18 protein-coding genes are annotated in these 17,314 nt (G+C 72.1%); 4 read left to right on the forward strand and 14 right to left on the reverse strand.

Going from position 1 to position 17,314, the window contains the following annotated elements; genetic code table 11:
* The first annotated feature begins 59 nt into the window (after positions 1-59).
* Positions 60-491: a helix-turn-helix domain-containing protein gene (locus tag JT362_RS33905; protein ID WP_260196005.1), complete on the forward strand. Its 432-nt coding sequence runs from the start codon at positions 60-62 to the stop codon at positions 489-491.
* Positions 492-539: 48 nt separating this feature from the next.
* Here JT362_RS33905 and JT362_RS33910 read toward each other — a convergent pair whose 3' ends face one another.
* The 6 genes from JT362_RS33910 to JT362_RS33935 all read right to left on the reverse strand — a co-directional run bounded on the left by JT362_RS33910 (position 540) and on the right by JT362_RS33935 (position 9,522).
* Positions 540-1,385, reverse strand: coding sequence for an ABC transporter permease (locus JT362_RS33910; protein WP_260196006.1), 846 nt, complete (start codon positions 1,383-1,385; stop codon positions 540-542).
* The gene (locus tag JT362_RS33915; protein ID WP_260196007.1) at positions 1,382-2,362 is read right to left on the reverse strand and encodes an ATP-binding cassette domain-containing protein; all 981 of its coding nucleotides are present in this window, start codon (positions 2,360-2,362) and stop codon (positions 1,382-1,384) included. Before JT362_RS33915 ends, JT362_RS33910 begins: the two co-directional genes overlap by 4 nt.
* Positions 2,363-2,378: 16 nt before the next feature.
* Entirely contained in the window at positions 2,379-2,909 is a 531-nt protein-coding gene (locus tag JT362_RS33920) for an NADPH-dependent FMN reductase (RefSeq protein ID WP_260196009.1), read from the reverse strand.
* A 65-nt stretch (positions 2,910-2,974) separates the two neighbouring features.
* Positions 2,975-6,118 carry an ATP-binding protein gene (locus JT362_RS33925; RefSeq protein ID WP_260196010.1) on the reverse strand — a complete coding sequence of 1,048 codons (3,144 nt, stop codon included), beginning with the start codon at positions 6,116-6,118 and terminating at the stop codon, positions 2,975-2,977.
* Between the two features lie 91 nt (positions 6,119-6,209).
* Entirely contained in the window at positions 6,210-9,050 is a 2,841-nt protein-coding gene (locus JT362_RS33930) for a PQQ-dependent sugar dehydrogenase (protein WP_260196011.1), read from the reverse strand.
* 103 nt (positions 9,051-9,153) lie between these two features.
* Positions 9,154-9,522, reverse strand: coding sequence for a Na-translocating system protein MpsC family protein (locus JT362_RS33935; protein ID WP_260196012.1), 369 nt, complete (start codon positions 9,520-9,522; stop codon positions 9,154-9,156).
* Positions 9,523-9,801: 279 nt separating this feature from the next.
* Here JT362_RS33935 and JT362_RS33940 point away from each other — a divergent pair, with 279 nt between their 5' ends.
* Positions 9,802-10,344 (forward strand): cysteine dioxygenase, encoded by a 543-nt coding sequence (locus JT362_RS33940; protein ID WP_260196013.1) that lies wholly within the window; start codon positions 9,802-9,804, stop codon positions 10,342-10,344.
* Positions 10,341-10,742 carry a rhodanese-like domain-containing protein gene (locus JT362_RS33945; RefSeq protein WP_260196015.1) on the forward strand — a complete coding sequence of 134 codons (402 nt, stop codon included), beginning with the start codon at positions 10,341-10,343 and terminating at the stop codon, positions 10,740-10,742. The genes JT362_RS33940 and JT362_RS33945 overlap by 4 nt, the downstream gene beginning before the upstream one ends.
* Positions 10,743-10,826: 84 nt before the next feature.
* On the opposite strand, the gene JT362_RS33950 is transcribed toward JT362_RS33945, so the two are convergent.
* The 4 genes from JT362_RS33950 to JT362_RS33965 all read right to left on the reverse strand — a co-directional run bounded on the left by JT362_RS33950 (position 10,827) and on the right by JT362_RS33965 (position 13,910).
* A complete protein-coding gene (locus JT362_RS33950; protein WP_260196016.1) occupies positions 10,827-11,168 on the reverse strand; it encodes a hypothetical protein in 342 nt (113 codons plus the stop codon).
* Between the two features lie 40 nt (positions 11,169-11,208).
* Complete coding sequence (locus tag JT362_RS33955) at positions 11,209-11,439, reverse strand: DUF397 domain-containing protein (RefSeq protein WP_260196017.1); 231 nt, start codon at positions 11,437-11,439, stop codon at positions 11,209-11,211.
* Between the two features lie 244 nt (positions 11,440-11,683).
* Positions 11,684-12,598, reverse strand: a complete 915-nt coding sequence (locus tag JT362_RS33960) for a Sco1979 family transcriptional regulator (RefSeq protein ID WP_260196018.1) — start codon at positions 12,596-12,598, stop codon at positions 11,684-11,686.
* Between the two features lie 163 nt (positions 12,599-12,761).
* Entirely contained in the window at positions 12,762-13,910 is a 1,149-nt protein-coding gene (locus JT362_RS33965; RefSeq protein WP_260196019.1) for a S1 family peptidase, read from the reverse strand.
* A 236-nt stretch (positions 13,911-14,146) separates the two neighbouring features.
* Between JT362_RS33965 and JT362_RS33970 the strand changes: the two genes are divergently transcribed.
* Positions 14,147-14,497 (forward strand): hypothetical protein, encoded by a 351-nt coding sequence (locus JT362_RS33970; protein ID WP_260196020.1) that lies wholly within the window; start codon positions 14,147-14,149, stop codon positions 14,495-14,497.
* Here JT362_RS33970 and JT362_RS33975 read toward each other — a convergent pair.
* From JT362_RS33975 to JT362_RS33990, 4 genes are read right to left on the reverse strand one after another with little or no spacing between them, the layout of a single operon-like run.
* The gene (locus JT362_RS33975) at positions 14,439-15,221 is read right to left on the reverse strand and encodes an IclR family transcriptional regulator domain-containing protein (protein WP_260196021.1); all 783 of its coding nucleotides are present in this window, start codon (positions 15,219-15,221) and stop codon (positions 14,439-14,441) included. The genes JT362_RS33970 and JT362_RS33975 overlap by 59 nt on opposite strands.
* Positions 15,222-15,235: 14 nt before the next feature.
* A complete protein-coding gene (gene pcaG / locus JT362_RS33980) occupies positions 15,236-15,790 on the reverse strand; it encodes a protocatechuate 3,4-dioxygenase subunit alpha (protein ID WP_260196022.1) in 555 nt (184 codons plus the stop codon).
* Between the two features lie 43 nt (positions 15,791-15,833).
* Complete coding sequence (gene pcaH, locus JT362_RS33985) at positions 15,834-16,532, reverse strand: protocatechuate 3,4-dioxygenase subunit beta (protein WP_260196023.1); 699 nt, start codon at positions 16,530-16,532, stop codon at positions 15,834-15,836.
* Positions 16,529-17,263 (reverse strand): CoA-transferase subunit beta, encoded by a 735-nt coding sequence (locus JT362_RS33990; protein WP_260196024.1) that lies wholly within the window; start codon positions 17,261-17,263, stop codon positions 16,529-16,531. The genes pcaH and JT362_RS33990 overlap by 4 nt, the downstream gene beginning before the upstream one ends.
* Positions 17,264-17,314: the final 51 nt, after the last annotated feature.

Below are 17,314 nucleotides of genomic sequence, written 5' to 3' on the forward strand. Positions count from 1 at the left end.
ATGTACGGGTGTTCGGGTTCGTTCGGAACACCGTTCGGCGATCGTCCCAGGGAGCGACCATGCCATCCACCCCACCGCCGGCACCCGAGTCGGCCACCGACGAGGCGGCGTTCGTCGCCGAGCTGCGGAGGCTGCGAACCTGGTCCGGGCACAGCTTCCGGCAGCTCGAACGCCAGGCGCGGGCGCTCGGCGAGACCCTGCCCCACTCCACGGCGGCGACGATGCTCGCCAGGAACCGGCTGCCCCGCGCGGAACTCGTCGTCGCGTTCGTCCGAGCGTGCGGCCTGGGCGACGACGACGCACGGCAGTGGGTGACCGTTCGCGCCGCGATCGCGGACGGCACGGCCGCGGCACCCGCGGCACCGGTCCGACGGGCGCCCCGCTGGCGACTGGCGGTCGCGGCCGCGGCGGCACTGGCCGTGGCGTTCGCGGGCGGCACGGTGTCCACCGGGTGGACCGACGTCGAGGAGGTCGAGGTCGTCACGCCCTGACGAACACGCAAGTGGCGGGGCTCCCCCGAGGGGAAGCCCCGCCACCGTTCACTTCCGGTTGTACAGGCGCATCGTCAGGGTGCCGAAGACCGCGACCAGCACCGCGCTCGCGACCAGCACCCAGGTGATCTCGCCGGCGTCCGGGTTGCCCTGCATCAGGCCCCGGGTCGCGGCCACCAGGTGGGTGATCGGGTTGACCTCGGTGAACACGCGCAGCCAGCCCGGCATGGTGTCCGGCTCGACGAACACGTTGGACAGGAACGTCAACGGGAACAGCACCATCATGCTGACGCCCATCACCGACTTCTCCGAGCGCAACAGCAGCCCGAACATCGTCCACACCCACGAGAACGCGAACGAGAACAACACCAGCAGCAGGATCCCCACCGCCACGCCGACCGCGCCGCCCTCCGGCCGGAAGCCGAGGATCAGGCCGACGATCAGGATCACCACGGCCGCGGTGAGGTACCGGAACACGTCACCGAACAGGGCACCGACCAGAGCGGCCGGCCGCCAGATCGGCAGCGTGCGGAACCGGTCGAACACGCCCTTCGAGATGTCGACGTTGATGCCCGTCCCGGTGTACATCGTGATCATCACGACGCTGGTCACCATGATGCCCGGCAGCAGGAACTGCAGGTACTCGGTCACCGAGCCGGCCAGCGCCCCACCGAACAGGTAGGTGAACATCAGCACCATCATGATCGGGAACATGGTGACGTCGATCAGCTGCTCCGGCACGTGCTTGATCTTGAGCATCGCACGCCAGCCGAACGTGCGCGCCGCGGACCACGCCGACGGTCTCGGCGGCGCCTCTCCGGCGGCGAGCACGGCGTTCAGGCTCTCCGCCGCGGGCGTGTAGGTGGACGTCTGTTCCGTGGTGGCGGTACTCATGCCGCGACCTCCTCGGTGGTGGCTGGGTGGTCGGTCAGGGCGAGGAACACCTCGTCGAGGGTCGGCTGCCCGAGTGCGAAGTTGTCGACGACGATCCCGGCACCGGCCAGCTCGGCCAGCGCGCGCGACGCCTGCTCGGCGGCCTCCCGGTCGGAGTCGTCCCCGGACAGCTGCGCGGTCAGCGCGACCGGGTCCGCGTCGAGGTGCACGCCGGCGCCGAGCACGCCGGACAGCACCCGCAGCGCCGACTCCCGCTGCGCCGCGTCGCGCAGCCGGACGTGGATCGAGCCCGCGCCGACCGACGCCTTGAGCTCGCCGGGCGTGCCCTCGGCGATGACCTTCCCGTGGTCGATCACCGCGATCCTGGACGCCAGCTGGTCGGCCTCGTCCAGGTACTGGGTGGTCAGCAGCACCGTCGTGCCCTGCGCGACGATGATCCGGACGATGTCCCAGACCTGGTTGCGGCTGCGCGGGTCGAGGCCGGTGGTCGGCTCGTCCAGGAACAGCACGTCCGGGGTCTTCAGGATGGACGCGGCGATGTCGATCCGCCGCCGCATGCCGCCGGAGTAGTTCTTGACCTGCCGGTCCGCGGCGTCGCTGAGCCCGAACGCGGCCAGCAGCTGGCTCGCGCGGTCCCGCGCCGCCGGCTTGCCGTGCCCGAGCAGCCTGCCGATCAGCACCAGGTTCTCGCTGCCGGTCAGGTCCTCGTCGACCGAGGCGTACTGCCCGGTCAGGCTGACCTTCGCGCGCACCGCGTCCGCCTCGCGGACCACGTCGTGCCCGAACACCCTGGCCTCGCCGCCGTCCGGGCGCAGCAGGGTGGCCAGCATCTTCACCGCCGTCGTCTTGCCGGCTCCGTTGGGGCCGAGCACCCCGTACACCGAGCCGGCCGGGACCGTCAGGTCGATCCCGTCCACGGCGCGGTTGTCGCCGAACGTCTTCACCAGTCCGGCGGTCTCGATCGCCACTTCCGTCATCTCTTCTTCCCCTCTCTCACGCCAGGTATGGCCGGGTGGCCCGGGCGTCCCGGAGCGCGAATCCCCACCACGTCAGTTGATCCATCATCGTCGTGACCGCGACCTCGTCCTCGTCCCTCGGCGTGCCGTCCGCGCCGAGCGACGTGAGGTCGATGGCCACCTCGGCGCGTACCGCCATCACGTGCAGTTCGGTGAAGACCACCCGCAGCGCCTCGACCGCGTAGTGCCCCCGGCTGCGGCACCCGTAGGACACGAACCCGACCGGCTTCGCCAGCCACTCGTCGTAGGCGGCGTCGATCGCCTGCTTGAGGCCCGCCGGGAAGCTGCGGTTGTACTCGGGGGTGACGACCACGAACCCCTCGGCCCGGTCGATCGCCGTGCCGAACTCCCGCATCGCGGACGTCACCCCCTCCGGGGGTTCGAGCACGTCGAGCACGACATCGTCGCGCCGAGCGGCCCGGTCGACAAACCATTTTCCGATCGAGCCGCCGGTCCGGCCGTCCGCCGGGTCACCGATGATCACCGCCGTCCGCAGCCGCTCGTCCATCTCGTCCTCCTCGGTCCCACCCGGAAGGCGCCAGTCGGTCCGCCAGATTCGATCTGGCGGATCGACTAGAGCCGCCAGACGGCCGGCTCGGCCGGCGCGTAGCGGCAGGTGGCGCCGGTGGACACCGCCTCGCGCAGGTGCGCGGCCAGCTCGGGGTGGCGGTCGTCGAGCTTGCGCAGCGTGTCGCGGATGCGACCGGTGACCGCCTTGCGCGCGCGTTCGGCCTCGTCGCCGAGGCGACGGGTGCGGCCGCCGAGCCCCGCGGCCGAGCGCAGCTCGGTGAGCAGGGCCTCGCGTTCCTCGTCCAGCGCGGCGGCCCGGGTGTCGTCGCCGGACAGGGCGGCGGCGTCGATCTCGTCGTCCAGTTGGGACAGCCGTTTTCGGTACGCGGCCTTCGCCGTGGCGTCCAGGACGTCGTCGCCGCCAAGCCGGGAGGCGGCCACCACCTCCTCGCCGCCCTCGGGGTTCAGCAGCCGCGTCGCCGGGACCTCGGTTCCCGGCGAGGACAGCAGTACGTGCAGGTCACGCAGGCCCTTGGCGTCGGGCATCAGTACGGTCCGGCCGGCCATCGCCAGCGTCCACACCGCACCGTCCCGGCGGAACTCGGTGGTCTCCGCCGGAGGCGACGCGGGCGCGGGCGCGGCGGTGCCAGCGCGGTGCCGCACGCCGATCGCCGCGGCCTCGCGGGTGGCCTCCTCGACCAGCGTCGCCGCGGTCGCCCTGTCCGCCAGCGAGCCTCGGCCGCGCAGGGCGGTGGCCAGCCCGAGCTTGGCCTCGATCACCCACGGGCGGGCGCCGAGCAGCTCGGCCGAGCGCAGCGCGGAGGTGAACCCGTCGGCGGCGGCAGGCCAGCGCGCCTGCGCCGCGTCCACTGTCGCCACCCACAGCCGCACCGGGCCGGCGACGTCGCAGCCGTACAGCGACACCAGCCAGTGGTCGGCGTACGGGGCGAGGTCGGCGCGGGCCCGCTCGCACGTCGCCGGGTCGCGGGTCAGCGCCGCGACGTGCGCGCGGAGGCGGAACAGCAGCGGCAGGAACGAGCCGCCGACCGGCTTGGTCCTGGCGTCGGCGACGGCCAGGCAACGGGCGGCCTCCTCGGCGTCGTCCCGGAGGGCCGCGGTGATGCCGTCGAGCAGTTCGGGGAACGGGTATGTCGACTCCCCCACCGCGCGCCGCAGCTCGTCCAGCGTGTCGAAGTCACCGCGCAACGCGGCCAGCGCCCACCTCAGGTGGTGGCCGATGTGCCCGAAATGCGGGTGCTCGTGTTCGTCGCCATCCTCGAACCCCTTGGCCAGGAAGGCCTCCGCCTCGGCGAACCGGCCCCGCATGCCGGCGATGATGGCCTGGTCGACGCTCGCCGCCATGGCCATCGTCGGCGCGGGAACCACCTCGGCCAGGCGCACGAACTCGCGGAAACGATCGTCGTATCGGGGTTGGCCCTGTTCGAGCGCGGCGACCCAGCCGAGCGAGTTCGCCCACTGCTCCATCTCCCGGTCGCCGGTCCGGCGGGCGACCGTGACCAACTCGTCGGTGAGGGCCTGCCGCTCGGCGGCGTTGCCCAGCCCCCACAGCTGGTCGTGCATGGTCCACAGGCTGAAGCCGAGCTGCTCGTCGTCGTTGTCGCTGCGGGCGGTGGCGATGAGCTGCAGGATCACCTCCTGCGCCAGGTGGTCGAGGGACCTGCCGCCGGACCGGTCGACCTCGCCGCCGCGCACCAGCCTGCCGTGCGCGGCGCGCAGCAGGTCGGCCTTGGCCTTCGCGCCGGCCACCTGGTCGCCGACGCCGTACAGGGTCAACGCGACCCTGGCCAGCACCTCCGGATCGTCGATGGCGAGCGCGACGTCGGCCGCCTCCCGGAAGACCACGGCCGCGTCCTCGCTCGGGCCGAAGTGGTAGAGCAGGCTCCCCAGGTCGAGGCAGACGCGGGCCCGGCGGGGGTCGTCGCGGCCGCAGAACTCCAGCGCCCGGCGGTAGTGGCTGGTGGCCTCCTCGAACGCGACCCGGCGGCGCGCGTCCTTGGCGGCGGCCAGCAGGTGGTCGAGCACCCGGGCCGGCGCCAGCTCGTCGGCGGCCAGGTAGGCGTGCCGGGCGAGGTCGGCCGGGAAGATCCGTTCGGCCAGCGCGGTCGAGGACTCCAGCGCCCGCACGACCGCCGCGTGCCGCTGCTTCCGCTCGTCCTCGTCGAGCGACTCGTACAGCGTCTCCCGCACCAAATCGTGGGCGAAGGCGAACAGCCCGTCGCCGAGCGGCACCACCAGCCGGGCGGTCACCGCCTCGTCGAGCAGCCGCGCCACCTGCGGCGTCGGCGCGCCGACGATCGCGGTGAGCACCCGCCGGTGGAACTCCCGGCCCAGTACCGAGGCCCCGGTGAGCAGGTCCGACACCACCGGCGCGAGCAGCGACAACCGCCGCCGCACCGCGTCCCGCACGCCCGGCGCGACGGCGGTCGGCGTGCCGCCTCGGTGCCACAGCCGTGCGGTCTGCTCCACGAAGAACGGGTTGCCGCCGGTGCGCAGGTGGACCTCGGCGACGGTGGCCCGGTCGGGCTCGGTGCCGGTGGTGCGGCTGAGCAGCGCGCCGACGTCGGCCTCGTCGAGCCCGGTGAGCGTGATCGTGGTGGCCCGGGCGAGCAGCGGGAGCAGCAGCGGCGCCAGCGGGTGCCCGCCGGCCTCGACCTCCACGTCCCGGTAGGTGCCGACCAGCAGCACCCGCTCGAACCAGGTGTGCTGGGCGACGAACTCCAGCAGCCGTACCGACTCCGGGTCGGCCCAGTGCAGGTCGTCGAGCACGACCACCACCGGGCGTTCCTGGGCGACGGCGACCAGCGCGCTGGCGACCGCGTCGTAGAGCTGGAAGGTCGCCGCCGGCTCGGTGGTGGGCGCGTCGCCGAGCAGGAACGCCAGCGGCGAGCCGGCCGCCGACTCGGCCGCCGCCCACTCGTTCCCGGTGGCGTGCCGGCGCAGCGCGCGGACGACCTGCACCCACGGCCAGTACCCGGGCGCCGCGGCGGAGTCCCAGCAGGAGCCGGACAGCACCAGCGCGCCAGCCCGCCTGGCGGCCTCCATGGCGGCGGTGACCAGTGTGGTCTTGCCGATCCCGGCCTCGCCGGTGACCAGCACCATGCCGCCGTGGCTGTCGGCGACGCGGCCGATCTCGGCGTGCAGCAGCGCGGCGGGGTGGTCCCGCCCGATGAGCTCGGCAACTGCCATGTCGGATACGTCGACTTTCACGTGGTTCGTCTGGTGGTCCCGATCGTAGGCAAGACCACCGACAAACCGCGTGCGTCCTCAGTTGCGGTGGTCAGTGGCGGTGATCGCTGACCGAGCCGGTGCGGGGGTCGTAGAGGATGTAGCCGCCCTGGAAGTTGTGCCGGCGGATGCCGTTGTGGGCGAACTCGTCGCTCGTCGGGTAGCCGAGGTAGCTCCGTTCCCAGCCGCGCGCGGCCCACCGGGCCCGGATCGGCCCGTGCACCTCGTGCGCGCCCGTCGCCCGGCTCCAGTAGATGGACCCGAGCCGGTCGCCCTTGCGGAAGTGGTTGTAGGCGCCGAGACCGTCCGGGGTCGGGGTCTCGCCGGTGTACGGGTAGCCGAGGAAGCCGCGCTCCCAGCCCAGCGCCGCCCACTTGCCCCGGATCGCGTTGCGCACGTCGTGCGCGCCGGTCCCCCGGCTCCAGAAGATCGAGCCCCGCTGGAAGTGGTTGTAGCAGCCGGTCGCGGTGCAGGTCTCGTTCGTGGTCGGGTAGCCGAGGACGCCCCGGTCCCGGTCGAGCGCGTCGTACCGGCTGTAGATGGCGCCGGCCACCCGCTTCGCCCCGGTGCCCGGCGTCCAGAAGATCCCTCGGCCGCCGCTGCCGTTGGGCGCGAACAGGGTGTATACGCCGCCGCCCGCGCCCGGCAGCTCGTCGGTGATCGGCGCGCCGAACACCGGGTGCCCGCCGACGGCCAGGAAGTTCGTCAGGATCCCGCCGAAGATCCCCTTCGCGCCGTGCGCCGGGGTCCAGTACATCCGGCCGCCCGCGTACTCGCGCCAGCGCACCGAGGTGTCACCCTGCTCGGCGAGCGTCGGCGCCCCGAGCCGGTTCCGCAGCGCCTCGTCGCCGGCGTACCGCCGGTCGATCGGCGTCAGGTAGGTGACGCCCAGGGTCTGGTCGGCGTCGCCGAGCCGCAGCTCGCGCACCCGGTTCCGGTCGCCGTCGGCCCAGGCCTCGAAGGTCGCGACGCCGTCGGCGGCCGTCCCCGGCGCGACGATCGTCAGCACGGAGCCGACGGTGAACAGCCCGGAGCTGGTCTGCTCGTCGCCGATGGTGAACGCCGCCGCGACGCTGCTCTCGATCGTGATCCGGCGCTGCTTGGGGTGCACCACGAAGGTCCGCGCCGCCACCGCGCCCCTGCTGTCGGTGGCCGCCGCGGTGATCTCCAGGTGCGTGTCACCGGGATGGCCCTCGAAGGGCATGGTGAACGTCGGCCCCTGCTGCTGCTCGCCGGGGTGGTCGTGGCAGTTGCCGATGCCCCGGCAGTGCACGAGCTTCGCCGACCAGTCGACCGGCAGCGCGCCGTCCTCGGCGTCGGTGGCGCTGCCGGTGGCCGTGATGGTCTCGCCGACCACGAACCGGTGCTCCGGGTCCGGCGGGCTCAGGGTCAGCTCCGGCGGGTGGTTGCCGGGGTACACGGTCGCGGTCGCGGAGTCCGACGCCCGGGACTCGCGCACGGTCAGCGTGGCGGTGAAGCTCTCGCCCGGCCCGTAGGTGTGGGTCACCGTCGCGCCGGTGCCGGTGGTGCCGTCACCGAAGTCCCACTCGTAGCCGAGGGGGTCGTTGTTGGGGTCGTACGAGCCGGAGCCGTCGAAGGTCACCGTGCGGGTCGCCGGATCGACGGTGCTCGTGATCACCGCCGTGGGCGGGTGGTTCCCCGGCGCGTACACCAGCCGGCGGATGGTGGCGGCACCGATGTCGGCGAACGCGATGTCCCCGCTGCCCGGCACGGCGGCGAACTTGACCGGCCTCCCGACGCCGCTGCCGAGCCCGCCGTCCTCGGGCGGCGTGACGAGCCTGCCCTGGTCGTCGAACCGCAGGGTCCACAGGTGGTTCGGGCTCGTGTAGTCGCCGAAGAAGTACCGGCCCCGGTAGGCCTCGGGGTAGGTCTCGCCGGTGTACACGATCCCGCCGGTGACGCTGCTGCCCTCGGAGCGCGGATACGTCCACAGCGGTGCGGTGCCGGTGACCGCGGCGCACTCCGGGACCTCGCGCCACACCGGCGTGCGCTGGTTGCCCTCCCAGCAGGGCCAGCCGTAGCTCGCGCCGGCGTTGACCAGGTTGATCTCCTCGTAGCTGCCCATGCCGACGTCGCCGAGCAGCGGGCGCCCGGACACCGGGTCCAGGCTGAACCGGAACGGGCTGCGGAACCCGCTGGCGTAGACCAGGCTGCGGGCCGACCGGGGGTTCGCCGGATCGAAGTACGGGTTGGTCGGCACGCCGGTGCCGTCGGGGCGCAGGCGCAGCAGCTTGCCGTGCGGATCGTCGATGTCCAGTGCGCGCAGTGACAGCGGGTCCGCACCCTGGAAGTGCGCGGAGTCGCCGATGCTGACCCAGACCGAGCCGTCCTCGGCGGCGATCACACTGCCGACGCCGTGCACGTTCGAGTCCGCCGAGGCCCGCAGGATCACCTGCTCGTCGGTCAGGCCCGTCGGGTCGCCCGCCGCGTCGACGGTCACCGTCCACCGGCTCAGCCGCATGACGCCCTGCGCGCCGGAGCCGGCGCCGGTGCCGTCAACCACGCGGCCGGTGTACACGGCGCGGCTGGTGGCGTAGTCCGGTGCCACGGCGAAGCCGGTGAGGCCGAGGTCGCCGGTGGCGTTGGTGGGCAGCATGGCCAGCTGCCGGGGCTCGCCCGTCTCGGGCACCCACATGACCTTGCCGAACTTGCCCGTGGCGATCAGGCTCTGGTCCGGCAGGTAGCCGAAGTCGGTGATCAGGTCACCCGGTCCGGCGGCCGACGGCGGCTCCATCCCGGTCGGGATCTCCTGCAGTACGAAGCCGTCCTCGAGGACCGGCGCCGCCTGCGCCGGCCGTCCCACGACGATCACCACGAGGCCGCCCAGCACCGCGACGGCCGCCCCGAGGGCGAGCCAGACCTTGTTGCGCACCGTTCTCCTGAGCGGACACGTACCCTTTGCCAACTATGCGTCGACCTTATCGCCGGATGGAGTGAAGGCGTTTCACCCGGTCGTGTCGGGTTCCGCTCGGTGGTCAGCCCGGTTCTTCCAGAATATGACCGGAGAAGACGAACACCCGGACCGCGGTGCCGGTGGTCGGGTGCACCTGGGCCAGGTAGGCGGTCGCGGGGGTGCCGACGATGTCCTCGATCGCGGCGAGGAAGTCGGCGCGAGTGGCCTCGTGCAGTGCCTCGTGGTGGCGGATCACCGCCTCCCGGTGCCCGCGCTCGCCGAGCACGGAGTCGGCGACGGTCAGGCTGTCGATCGACAGCACGACGAGGCTCACCGGGTCGTCGTCGCTGACCGAGACCTGGACGTTGCGGGGGCCGCGGCCGTAGAACTGTCGTTCCAGGCTCGTCACCTTCTCGGCGACGGCGTTGCGCTGCGCCCTGGTTATCCGCATGGCGCTTTCCCTTCGCCGGCATTCGCCGAGCATTGTCTCCCAGAGATTGTCTCCCGGCTCTCCCGCCGGATAGGCTAACGGGCGAGCATCGCTCATCCCACCGGGAAACCATAGTGGCTGATCGGGCCGTGCCGCAGCGTGTCACCGGCACAGGTGAGCCGCGCGGCGGCACGACTCGAGCGAGATACCTCTCGTGGTGGCCTCGAGCGAGGGTCGCGGGTGCACTGCCGCGGCCGGCGTGCGCGGACACCGCGGGATGCGACCGAAAGGGCTTGTCTCGTGAGTACGTACGTTCGTTCCGACGCGCCTTCCGCACGAACTCCGGCGGAATTGCGCGAAATCGTCACCGAAATCGCCGAAAAGCCCGAGGAATGGGTTGAGTCGGTCCGTTTCGATCTGACCAGAAGGTTCTATTCGCGACTGCACCGCACCGATTCCCACGAGGTGTGGCTGATCTGCTGGGACATCGGCCAGGACACGCTGCTGCACGACCACGGCGGCAGCGTCGGCGCGTTCACCGTGGTCCGCGGGTCGCTGACCGAGGACCACGGCTCGGTGCGCCGCACCGGGCTCCGCACCCGCCGGCACCGCGCGGGCGACACGGTCGGGTTCGGCGCCGACTACCTGCACAACCTGGTGAACGTGGGCACCGAGCCGACGGTGTCCGTGCACGCCTACTCCCCACCGCTGCGCTCGATGAACTTCTACTGCTGGCTGCCGACCGGCATGCACCACCTGCGGGAAATCTCCTGCGACAACCCCGAGCCGGACACCACCGCGCTGGAGACCGAGGCGGCCCGACTGCGGGAGGCGGCGCTGTGACCGACCGGATCAGTGGCCTGTTGGCGGCCGCTCGGGCGGTCATCACCCGGCACGAACCGGCGGCCGCGGCCGAGGTGCTGCGCCGCGGCGGGCTTCTCGTCGACCTGCGGCCGACGGAGTTCCGGTGGCGGTTCGGGGAGGTGCCGGGGGCGATCGCGGTGTCCCGGCACGTGCTGGAGTGGCGGCTCGACGTGACCAGCGAGCATCGGCTGGACGAGCTCGGGTACGGCGAGGCGGACCGGGAGATCGTGCTGATGTGCAACGAGGGCTACACGTCGAGTCTGGCCGCGCACCAGGTGATGACCCAGCTCGGGCTGACCAACGTCGCCGACGTCATCGGCGGCTACACCGCCTGGCGCGACGCGGGCCTGCCCACCGTGACCCGCCTGGCCCGGTAACGCCGAATGCCCTGAAGGTGACCTTCGGAGACGCCGGGCGTCGGCGAAGGTGACCTTCAGGGCATCGGGTGCCCCCGGGGCAGGTCAGGCGATGCGACCGTGTGCGAGCACGATGCCCCCGAGCCGGTCGTCCGGCAGGTCGAGGAGCTTGGCGAGCACCTCGTGCGCCGGACCGGTCTCCTGCCAGAACACCCGGCGCGGAGCCATGACGTCCTGGTCGGCGGGCATCCGGGACGCGACGACGTCGTCCTCGTCGTTGAGCTGGACCACGTCGACCACGTCGTGGTGGGCGCGAACCCCCACCACCGCGACGACGTCGCCGTGCTCGTCCCTCGGGTCGACGAACCGGAAGCCACGGGCCACGAGGGCACGGAGCTGGTCATCGGTGCTCGTCGCGCCGGGGCGGGACGTTGCACTGGCGGCCATCGGGCCTCCTTCGGTGCTCACACCGGTCTGTGCGCCGGTTTCAGCTGGTCTTCACGCGCTCCAGGAACGACACCAGGTCGGCCCGCTCGTAGACGAGCACGGGCCCGCGGGGGTCGCGCGAGTTCCGCACCGCCGCCACTCCCCGCTCCGGCCACGCCAGCTCGACACAGTTGCCGACCGCGCCGCTGCGGCTGCTCTTGCGCCAGGTGGCGTCACCGAGCTCGACCGCGGACATTCCGTTACGAACGCCGGTGTTGTGACTGTCTGTCATGTCTGCCCACCTTCCCCTGCCCCGACAACCCCCACTGCGACCGACAGTGGGTGCATCTGCACGTGCAGTTGCATGAAAAACGCTAACACGTGCTGGTGCAGCGGTAAATGCACGTGCAGACGCCACGGGCGCACACGATCTGGTCATCATCCGTGACGGGAAGTGTCCGCGCAGGTCAGCGCGGCGGGTTACTTTTCGTGATCACGTGAACTACTTTCAGATGTCACCCAGTTGGGTAACGGATTCAGATCGCCGCGCGGATCTTCGACACCAGCTGGCGGCTGCGGTCGGGCGTCTCCGCGTCCACCGCGAGGTGGTCGATCACGCGGCCGTACTGCTCGATCTCGCCCGGTCGGTCCAGGTACAGCGCGCCGGCCAGGTGCTCGATGTAGACCACGTCCGGCAGCGCGGGCTCGGCGAACCGCAGCACGCTGAACGACCCCTCGGCCGAGTAGCCGCTCATCTCGTTCGGCACCACCTGCAGCGTCACGTTCGGCTGCCTGGTCACCTCGAGCAGGTGGTCGAGCTGCCGGCGCAGCACCGCCGGCCCGCCGATCGGCCGGTGCAGCACCGACTCGTCGACCACCGCCCACAGCCGGGGCGCGCCGGACCGGGACAGCACCTTCTGACGCTGTAAACGCAGCCTGACCCGCCGCTCGCCGCCCTCGTCGAGCTGATCCGGGCGTCCGTGGCTGATCACCGCGCGCACGTACTCCTCGGTCTGCAGCAGACCGGGCACGAACTGCAGCTCGTAGTTCTGGATCAGCGACGCGGACTCCTCGAGCCCGACGAAGTCCTGGAACCAGTCCGGCATCGAGTCGGTGTACCGGTGCCACCAGCCGCGCTCGTTGGACTTGCGGACCATCTCCAGGAACACCGAGCGCTCACCGGGGTCGGTGACCCCGTACATGCTGAGCAGGTCGGCGACGTCGCGCTCCTTGAAGCCGACGCGGCCGAGCTCCATCCGGCTGATCTTCGAGTCCGAGCCCCGGATGTGGTAGCCGGCGTCGGCGCGGGTGATGTCGGCGGCCTCGCGCAGCCGCCGCAGCTGCGCGCCGAGCACGATCCGGCGGGCGGTGGGCGCGCCACTGGCCTCGGCGCCGGGCGCACCCGGCGTGACCGACTCCTCCGCGTCACCGCGTGGGTCGTCCGCGGCCATCTCCGCCCCTCCATCGTCGACTATCGGGTCAGCATCGACGACTCAGAGTACGCGCTCTGCGGCCAACCGGGGAGTAGCACCGCCGTTCTCACGTGCCGGCGCATGTGCGAACGGCGGTGCGTTCCATCGGCTTTCGCCGATCTCGCAGGTCAGTCGGGACGGGTCAGGCGGTGACCAGGCTCAGCCCGTACCGGCCGAGGATCTCGTTCACCGGCTGGAACCAGGTCTCGCCGCCGGAGGAGCAGTTGCCCCAGCCGCCGGAGGTCACTCCCTGTGCCTGCTCGCCGGTGATGAACGACCCACCGGAGTCACCACCCTCCGCGCACACACTGGTCTTGGTCATCTGGTGCACGGCGCCCTCGGCGTAGTTGACCGTCTCGTTCTTGGCGAGCACCCGGCCGCAGTGCCAGTGCGTGGTCGAGCCGGACCGGCAGATCGACGAGCCGACCGGTGCCTCGGACGAGCCGCGCACGAGCCGGTCGGGAACGGTGCCCCAGCCGAGCACCACCGGCACCGTCCACCAGCCGTGGCCGATGCGCACGAACGCGTAGTCGTCGCCGGGGAAGGAGCTGCCCGCGAAGCTGCCCATGGCGGAGCCGTCCCACCCCTTGACCGACGCGCCGGTGCCGCCGCAGTGCCCGGCGGTGACGAACCCGCCGTGCACGGAGAACCCGATCGAGCAGCGCACCCGGTCGTTGATGTAGTACGGGTCGCCGCCGACGGTCCCGGCCGCGAGGGTCTCGGGCCGCGCGTCGACCTCCTCGACCGTCACCGGCACCGTCCCGGACGCCCGGTCGACGAAGGCCTTGACGTCCGCGCGGTCGGTGCTTCCCTGCACGACCGACACCACCAGGCCACCCGCTCTCGGGTCGACCCGCCAGCTCGCGACGCTCGCCGGGGCCTTCCCCCTGTCCAGCCGCGCCTTCGCCGCGTCCAGCGACGCCAGGGTGTGCTCGACGACCGCCACCTCGGCGCCGGTGGCCCGGACCTCGTCGGCCCGGTCCGCGCCGGCGAGCCCGACGACGAGCGTGCCGCGCTCCGCGTCGAACCAGGAGCCGCCGTAGTCCGCGCCGGCGGCGGCCTTCGCCTTCGGGTCGATCCGCATGGCGGACGCCTCCTGGCGCACCCGCGCGACCGCCTGCGCCTCGGTCAGGCCGAGGTCGCGCTGCATGGCGGCGATCATTCCGTCGGACGCGGCGGCCGGTGCGGTTGCCGGGTCCTCCGGGGCGGCCGACACGGCGGGCGCCGTCACCACACCCAGTGCGACGAGCGCGCACGCGCCCGCCGCCACGAGCAGTCTGCCTCTCCTCATTCTCATCTGATTGCCCTCGCTGTCTCTCGCTGGTGTTCGCAGGGGAGCCGGGCCCGGGCCCGGCCTTCGAGATCGTGAGAGCGCTCTCACCTCCAACCGTGGTATGTCCGGCACCGCCCCGTCAAGGTCCAGACCAAAGTTGCCCGGCCCGGGCCAGTAGGGGACGACCCGGAAATAACCCCCATCAGGGCCGTTCTCGCTGGCCGGAGCCGGGAAAGCGGTCGCACCATGGCTGTATGACCCACGAACTGTCCAGCTCCGAACTGCGGGCCATCGTCCGCACGGACGACCCGACCAGGCGCTATCAGGTCGACGCGTCGCTCACGATCGTCGTCCACGACCTGGACGCGTTGCGCGCGGCCGCCCGGCGCGCCTTCGACCACGGCCGCTTCGCCAGTGAGCAGGAACGCGCGCGGGCCTGGGCCGCCATCGCCGACCACCCGGACCGACTGATCTCCCAGGCCATCGACTTCGCCCGGCTGACCGAGGACATCCCCGGCATCCTGGGCCACACCGCCGAGTGGACCGTCAGGCGCGACGAGCGCGGGTGCCGGGAAGATCCGCCTCCACCCGCGCCGCGGTCCTGAGCAGCGGCGGCAGCAGGTCGCGGCGCATGGCCTCCAGCGACGTCCGGCTCGCGTGGGCGGAGACGTTCACCGCGGCGACCACCGCGCCCGAGCGGTCCCGGACCGGCACCGCCAGCGCGCGCAGGCCCTCCTCCAGCTCCTGGTTCACCAGCGACCAGCCCTGGCCGCGCACCCGCGCGAGCTCCCCGCGCAGCGCCGCCACCGAGGCGACGGTCCGCGCGGTCAGCCGTTCCAACCTGACCGTCGACAGGTACTCGGCCAGTTCCTCGTCACCGAGACCGGCGAGCAGCACCCGGCCCATCGAGGTGGCGTAGGCGGGGAAGCGGGTGCCGACGCTGATCGACACGGTCATGATCCGGCTCACCGGGACGCGCGCCACGTACACCACGTCGTGCCCGTCCAGCACGGAGATCGACGAGGACTCGTTGACCTCGCGGACCAGGGCCTCCAGGTGCGGCTCGGCCACCTCGGGGAGCGTCAGGCTGGACAGGTACGCGTACCCCAGCTCCAGCACCTTCGCGGTCAGCGAGAAGAACCGGCCGTCGTTGCGGACGTAGCCGAGGTCGGCCAGGGTCAGCAGGAACCGCCGGGCGACCGCGCGGGTGACGCCGGTGACCGCGGCGACCTCGCTCAGCGTCAGTTCCGGGTGCTCGTGGTCGAAGGCGCGGATCACCGACAGCCCGCGCTCCAGCGACTGCACGAAGTCCGGCCCACGCCCCGCCACCGCTCACTCCCCGACTACAGACTGAAGAACACCGTCTCACGCTCGCCCTGCAACCGGATGTCGAACGTGTACCCGTCGGCCGACCGCGGCGCGATCAGCGTCGAGCGCCGGTCCGCCGGCAGGGCCGACAGCACCGCGTCGTCCGAATTGGACGGCTGGTCGGCGAAGTAGACCCTGGTCACGACCCGGTCGAGCAGCCCGCGGGCGAACACCGACAAGTCTACGTGCGGTGCCTGGAGCCGTCCGTCGACACCGGGCACCCGGCCGGGCAGCAGGGTGCGGATCCCCCACCGGCCGTCGTCGTCGGTGGCGCTGCGGCCGTAGCCGCGGAAGCCGGGTACCGCGCCGCGCGGGTCGTCCGGGTGGTCGAACCGGCCGTCCGGATCGGCCTGCCAGCTCTCGATCAGCGCGTCCGGCACCGGCTCGCCGGCACCGTCGAACACCCTGCCGCGCAACCAGATCGCGCCGGGCGCGTCCTCGGCGACCACGTCCGGACCGTCCAACCAGGTCAAAGCGTGCGAGAAGAACGGGCCCACGGTCTGGGAAGGCGTGAGTTTCACTGTGTTCATGGTTCGCTCCGTTCCGTCGCCAACACGCCGTCTTCCCTCCCGCTCACTGGTGCTCCATCGGAGTCTGTTCGCGTCCCCTGAGGAAGATGTCGAACCGGAACGCCAGCGCCCACTCCGGCACCGTCTCGGACAGGTCGAACGACGAGATCATCCGCGAGCGGGCCGCCTCGGGCACGGCGAGGTAGATCGGGTCCTGGTGGAAGAGCGGGTCGCCGGGGAAGTACATCTGGGTCACCAGGCGTTGCACGAACGCGCGGCCGAACAGCGAGAAGTGCAGGTGCGTCGCCCGCCACGCGTTCTCGTGGTTGCGCCACGGATAGGCACCCGGCTTGATCGTGACGAAGCGGTACCGGCCGGTCGAGTCGGTCAGGCAGCGGCCGACGCCGGTGAAGTTCGGGTCCAGCGGCGCCGGGTGCTGGTCGCGGACGTGCGCGTACCGCCCGGCCGAGTTCGCCTGCCACAGCTCCACCAGCGTGTCCGGCACCGCGCGCCCGTCGCTGTCCAGCACCCGCCCGTGCACGATGATCCGCTCCCCCAGCGGTTCGCCGTCGTGCTGGCGGGTCAGGTCGTGGTCGGTGGGCAGCACCCGGCCCTCGCCGAGCACCGGGCCGGTGACCTCGGTCAGGGTGTGCGGCAGCAGCACCGGCTCCTGGGTGGGCGCGCGCAGCACGGTCGAGCCGTAGCCGGGCGAGGCGAGCGGCGGATGCGTGCCGCCCGGGTCCCGCTGGTAGCCGATGATCACGACTGGCTCCCTTCCACGAGGCCACGCAACACGGTCAGCTCCTGCTCGGTCGGCGGTGCGGTGGTGCCGACCGACGGGGCGACCCGCAGGTCCCAGCCGGTCGCGGCCAGCACGTCGGGCACCGCGACGCCGGGGTGCACGCGGGTCAGCGTCAGCTCCCGGGTATCCGGATCGGGCTCCAGTACACCGAGGTCGGTGACCACCCGGACCGGCCCGGCACCACGCAGGCCGAGCGCGGCTCGGTGCCCGGCCCCGGTCCCGTAGCCGACCGAGGTGACGAAGTCGAGCGCGTCCACGAACGTCCGAGGGCTCTGCCGGACCATGACGAACACCTCCCGGCAGGAGGCCGCGATCTCCGGCGCCCCGCCGGACCCCGGAAGCCGCACCTTCGGCGAGGCGTAGCTGCCGCCGACGAACGTCGTGTTGAGGTTGCCGAAGCGGTCCAGCTGCGCCGCGGACAGGAACCCGACGTCGATCCGCCCTGGCTGGAGCCAGTAGTTGAACACCTCGGGCACCGACACCACGGCGTCCGCGGTCTCCCCCAACTCACCGTCCCCGATGGACAGTGGCAGTCTGCTCGGCTTGGCCCCGATCGCGCCGGACTCGTAGATCAGCACGAGGTCCGGGTTGTGCACCCGCCGCGCGAGGTTCGCCGCGGTACTGGGCAACCCGATCCCGACGAAGCACGACACGTGCCCGGCCAACGCCCGCGCGGCCTCGATGGCCATCATCGCTGTGTTCGATTCTTCGCTTCGCTCAGTCGCTGACACGCCGTCTTCCCT

It is taken from the genome of Actinophytocola gossypii, assembly GCF_025165815.1.
GTDB classification, from domain to species: Bacteria; Actinomycetota; Actinomycetes; order Mycobacteriales; family Pseudonocardiaceae; genus Actinophytocola; species Actinophytocola gossypii.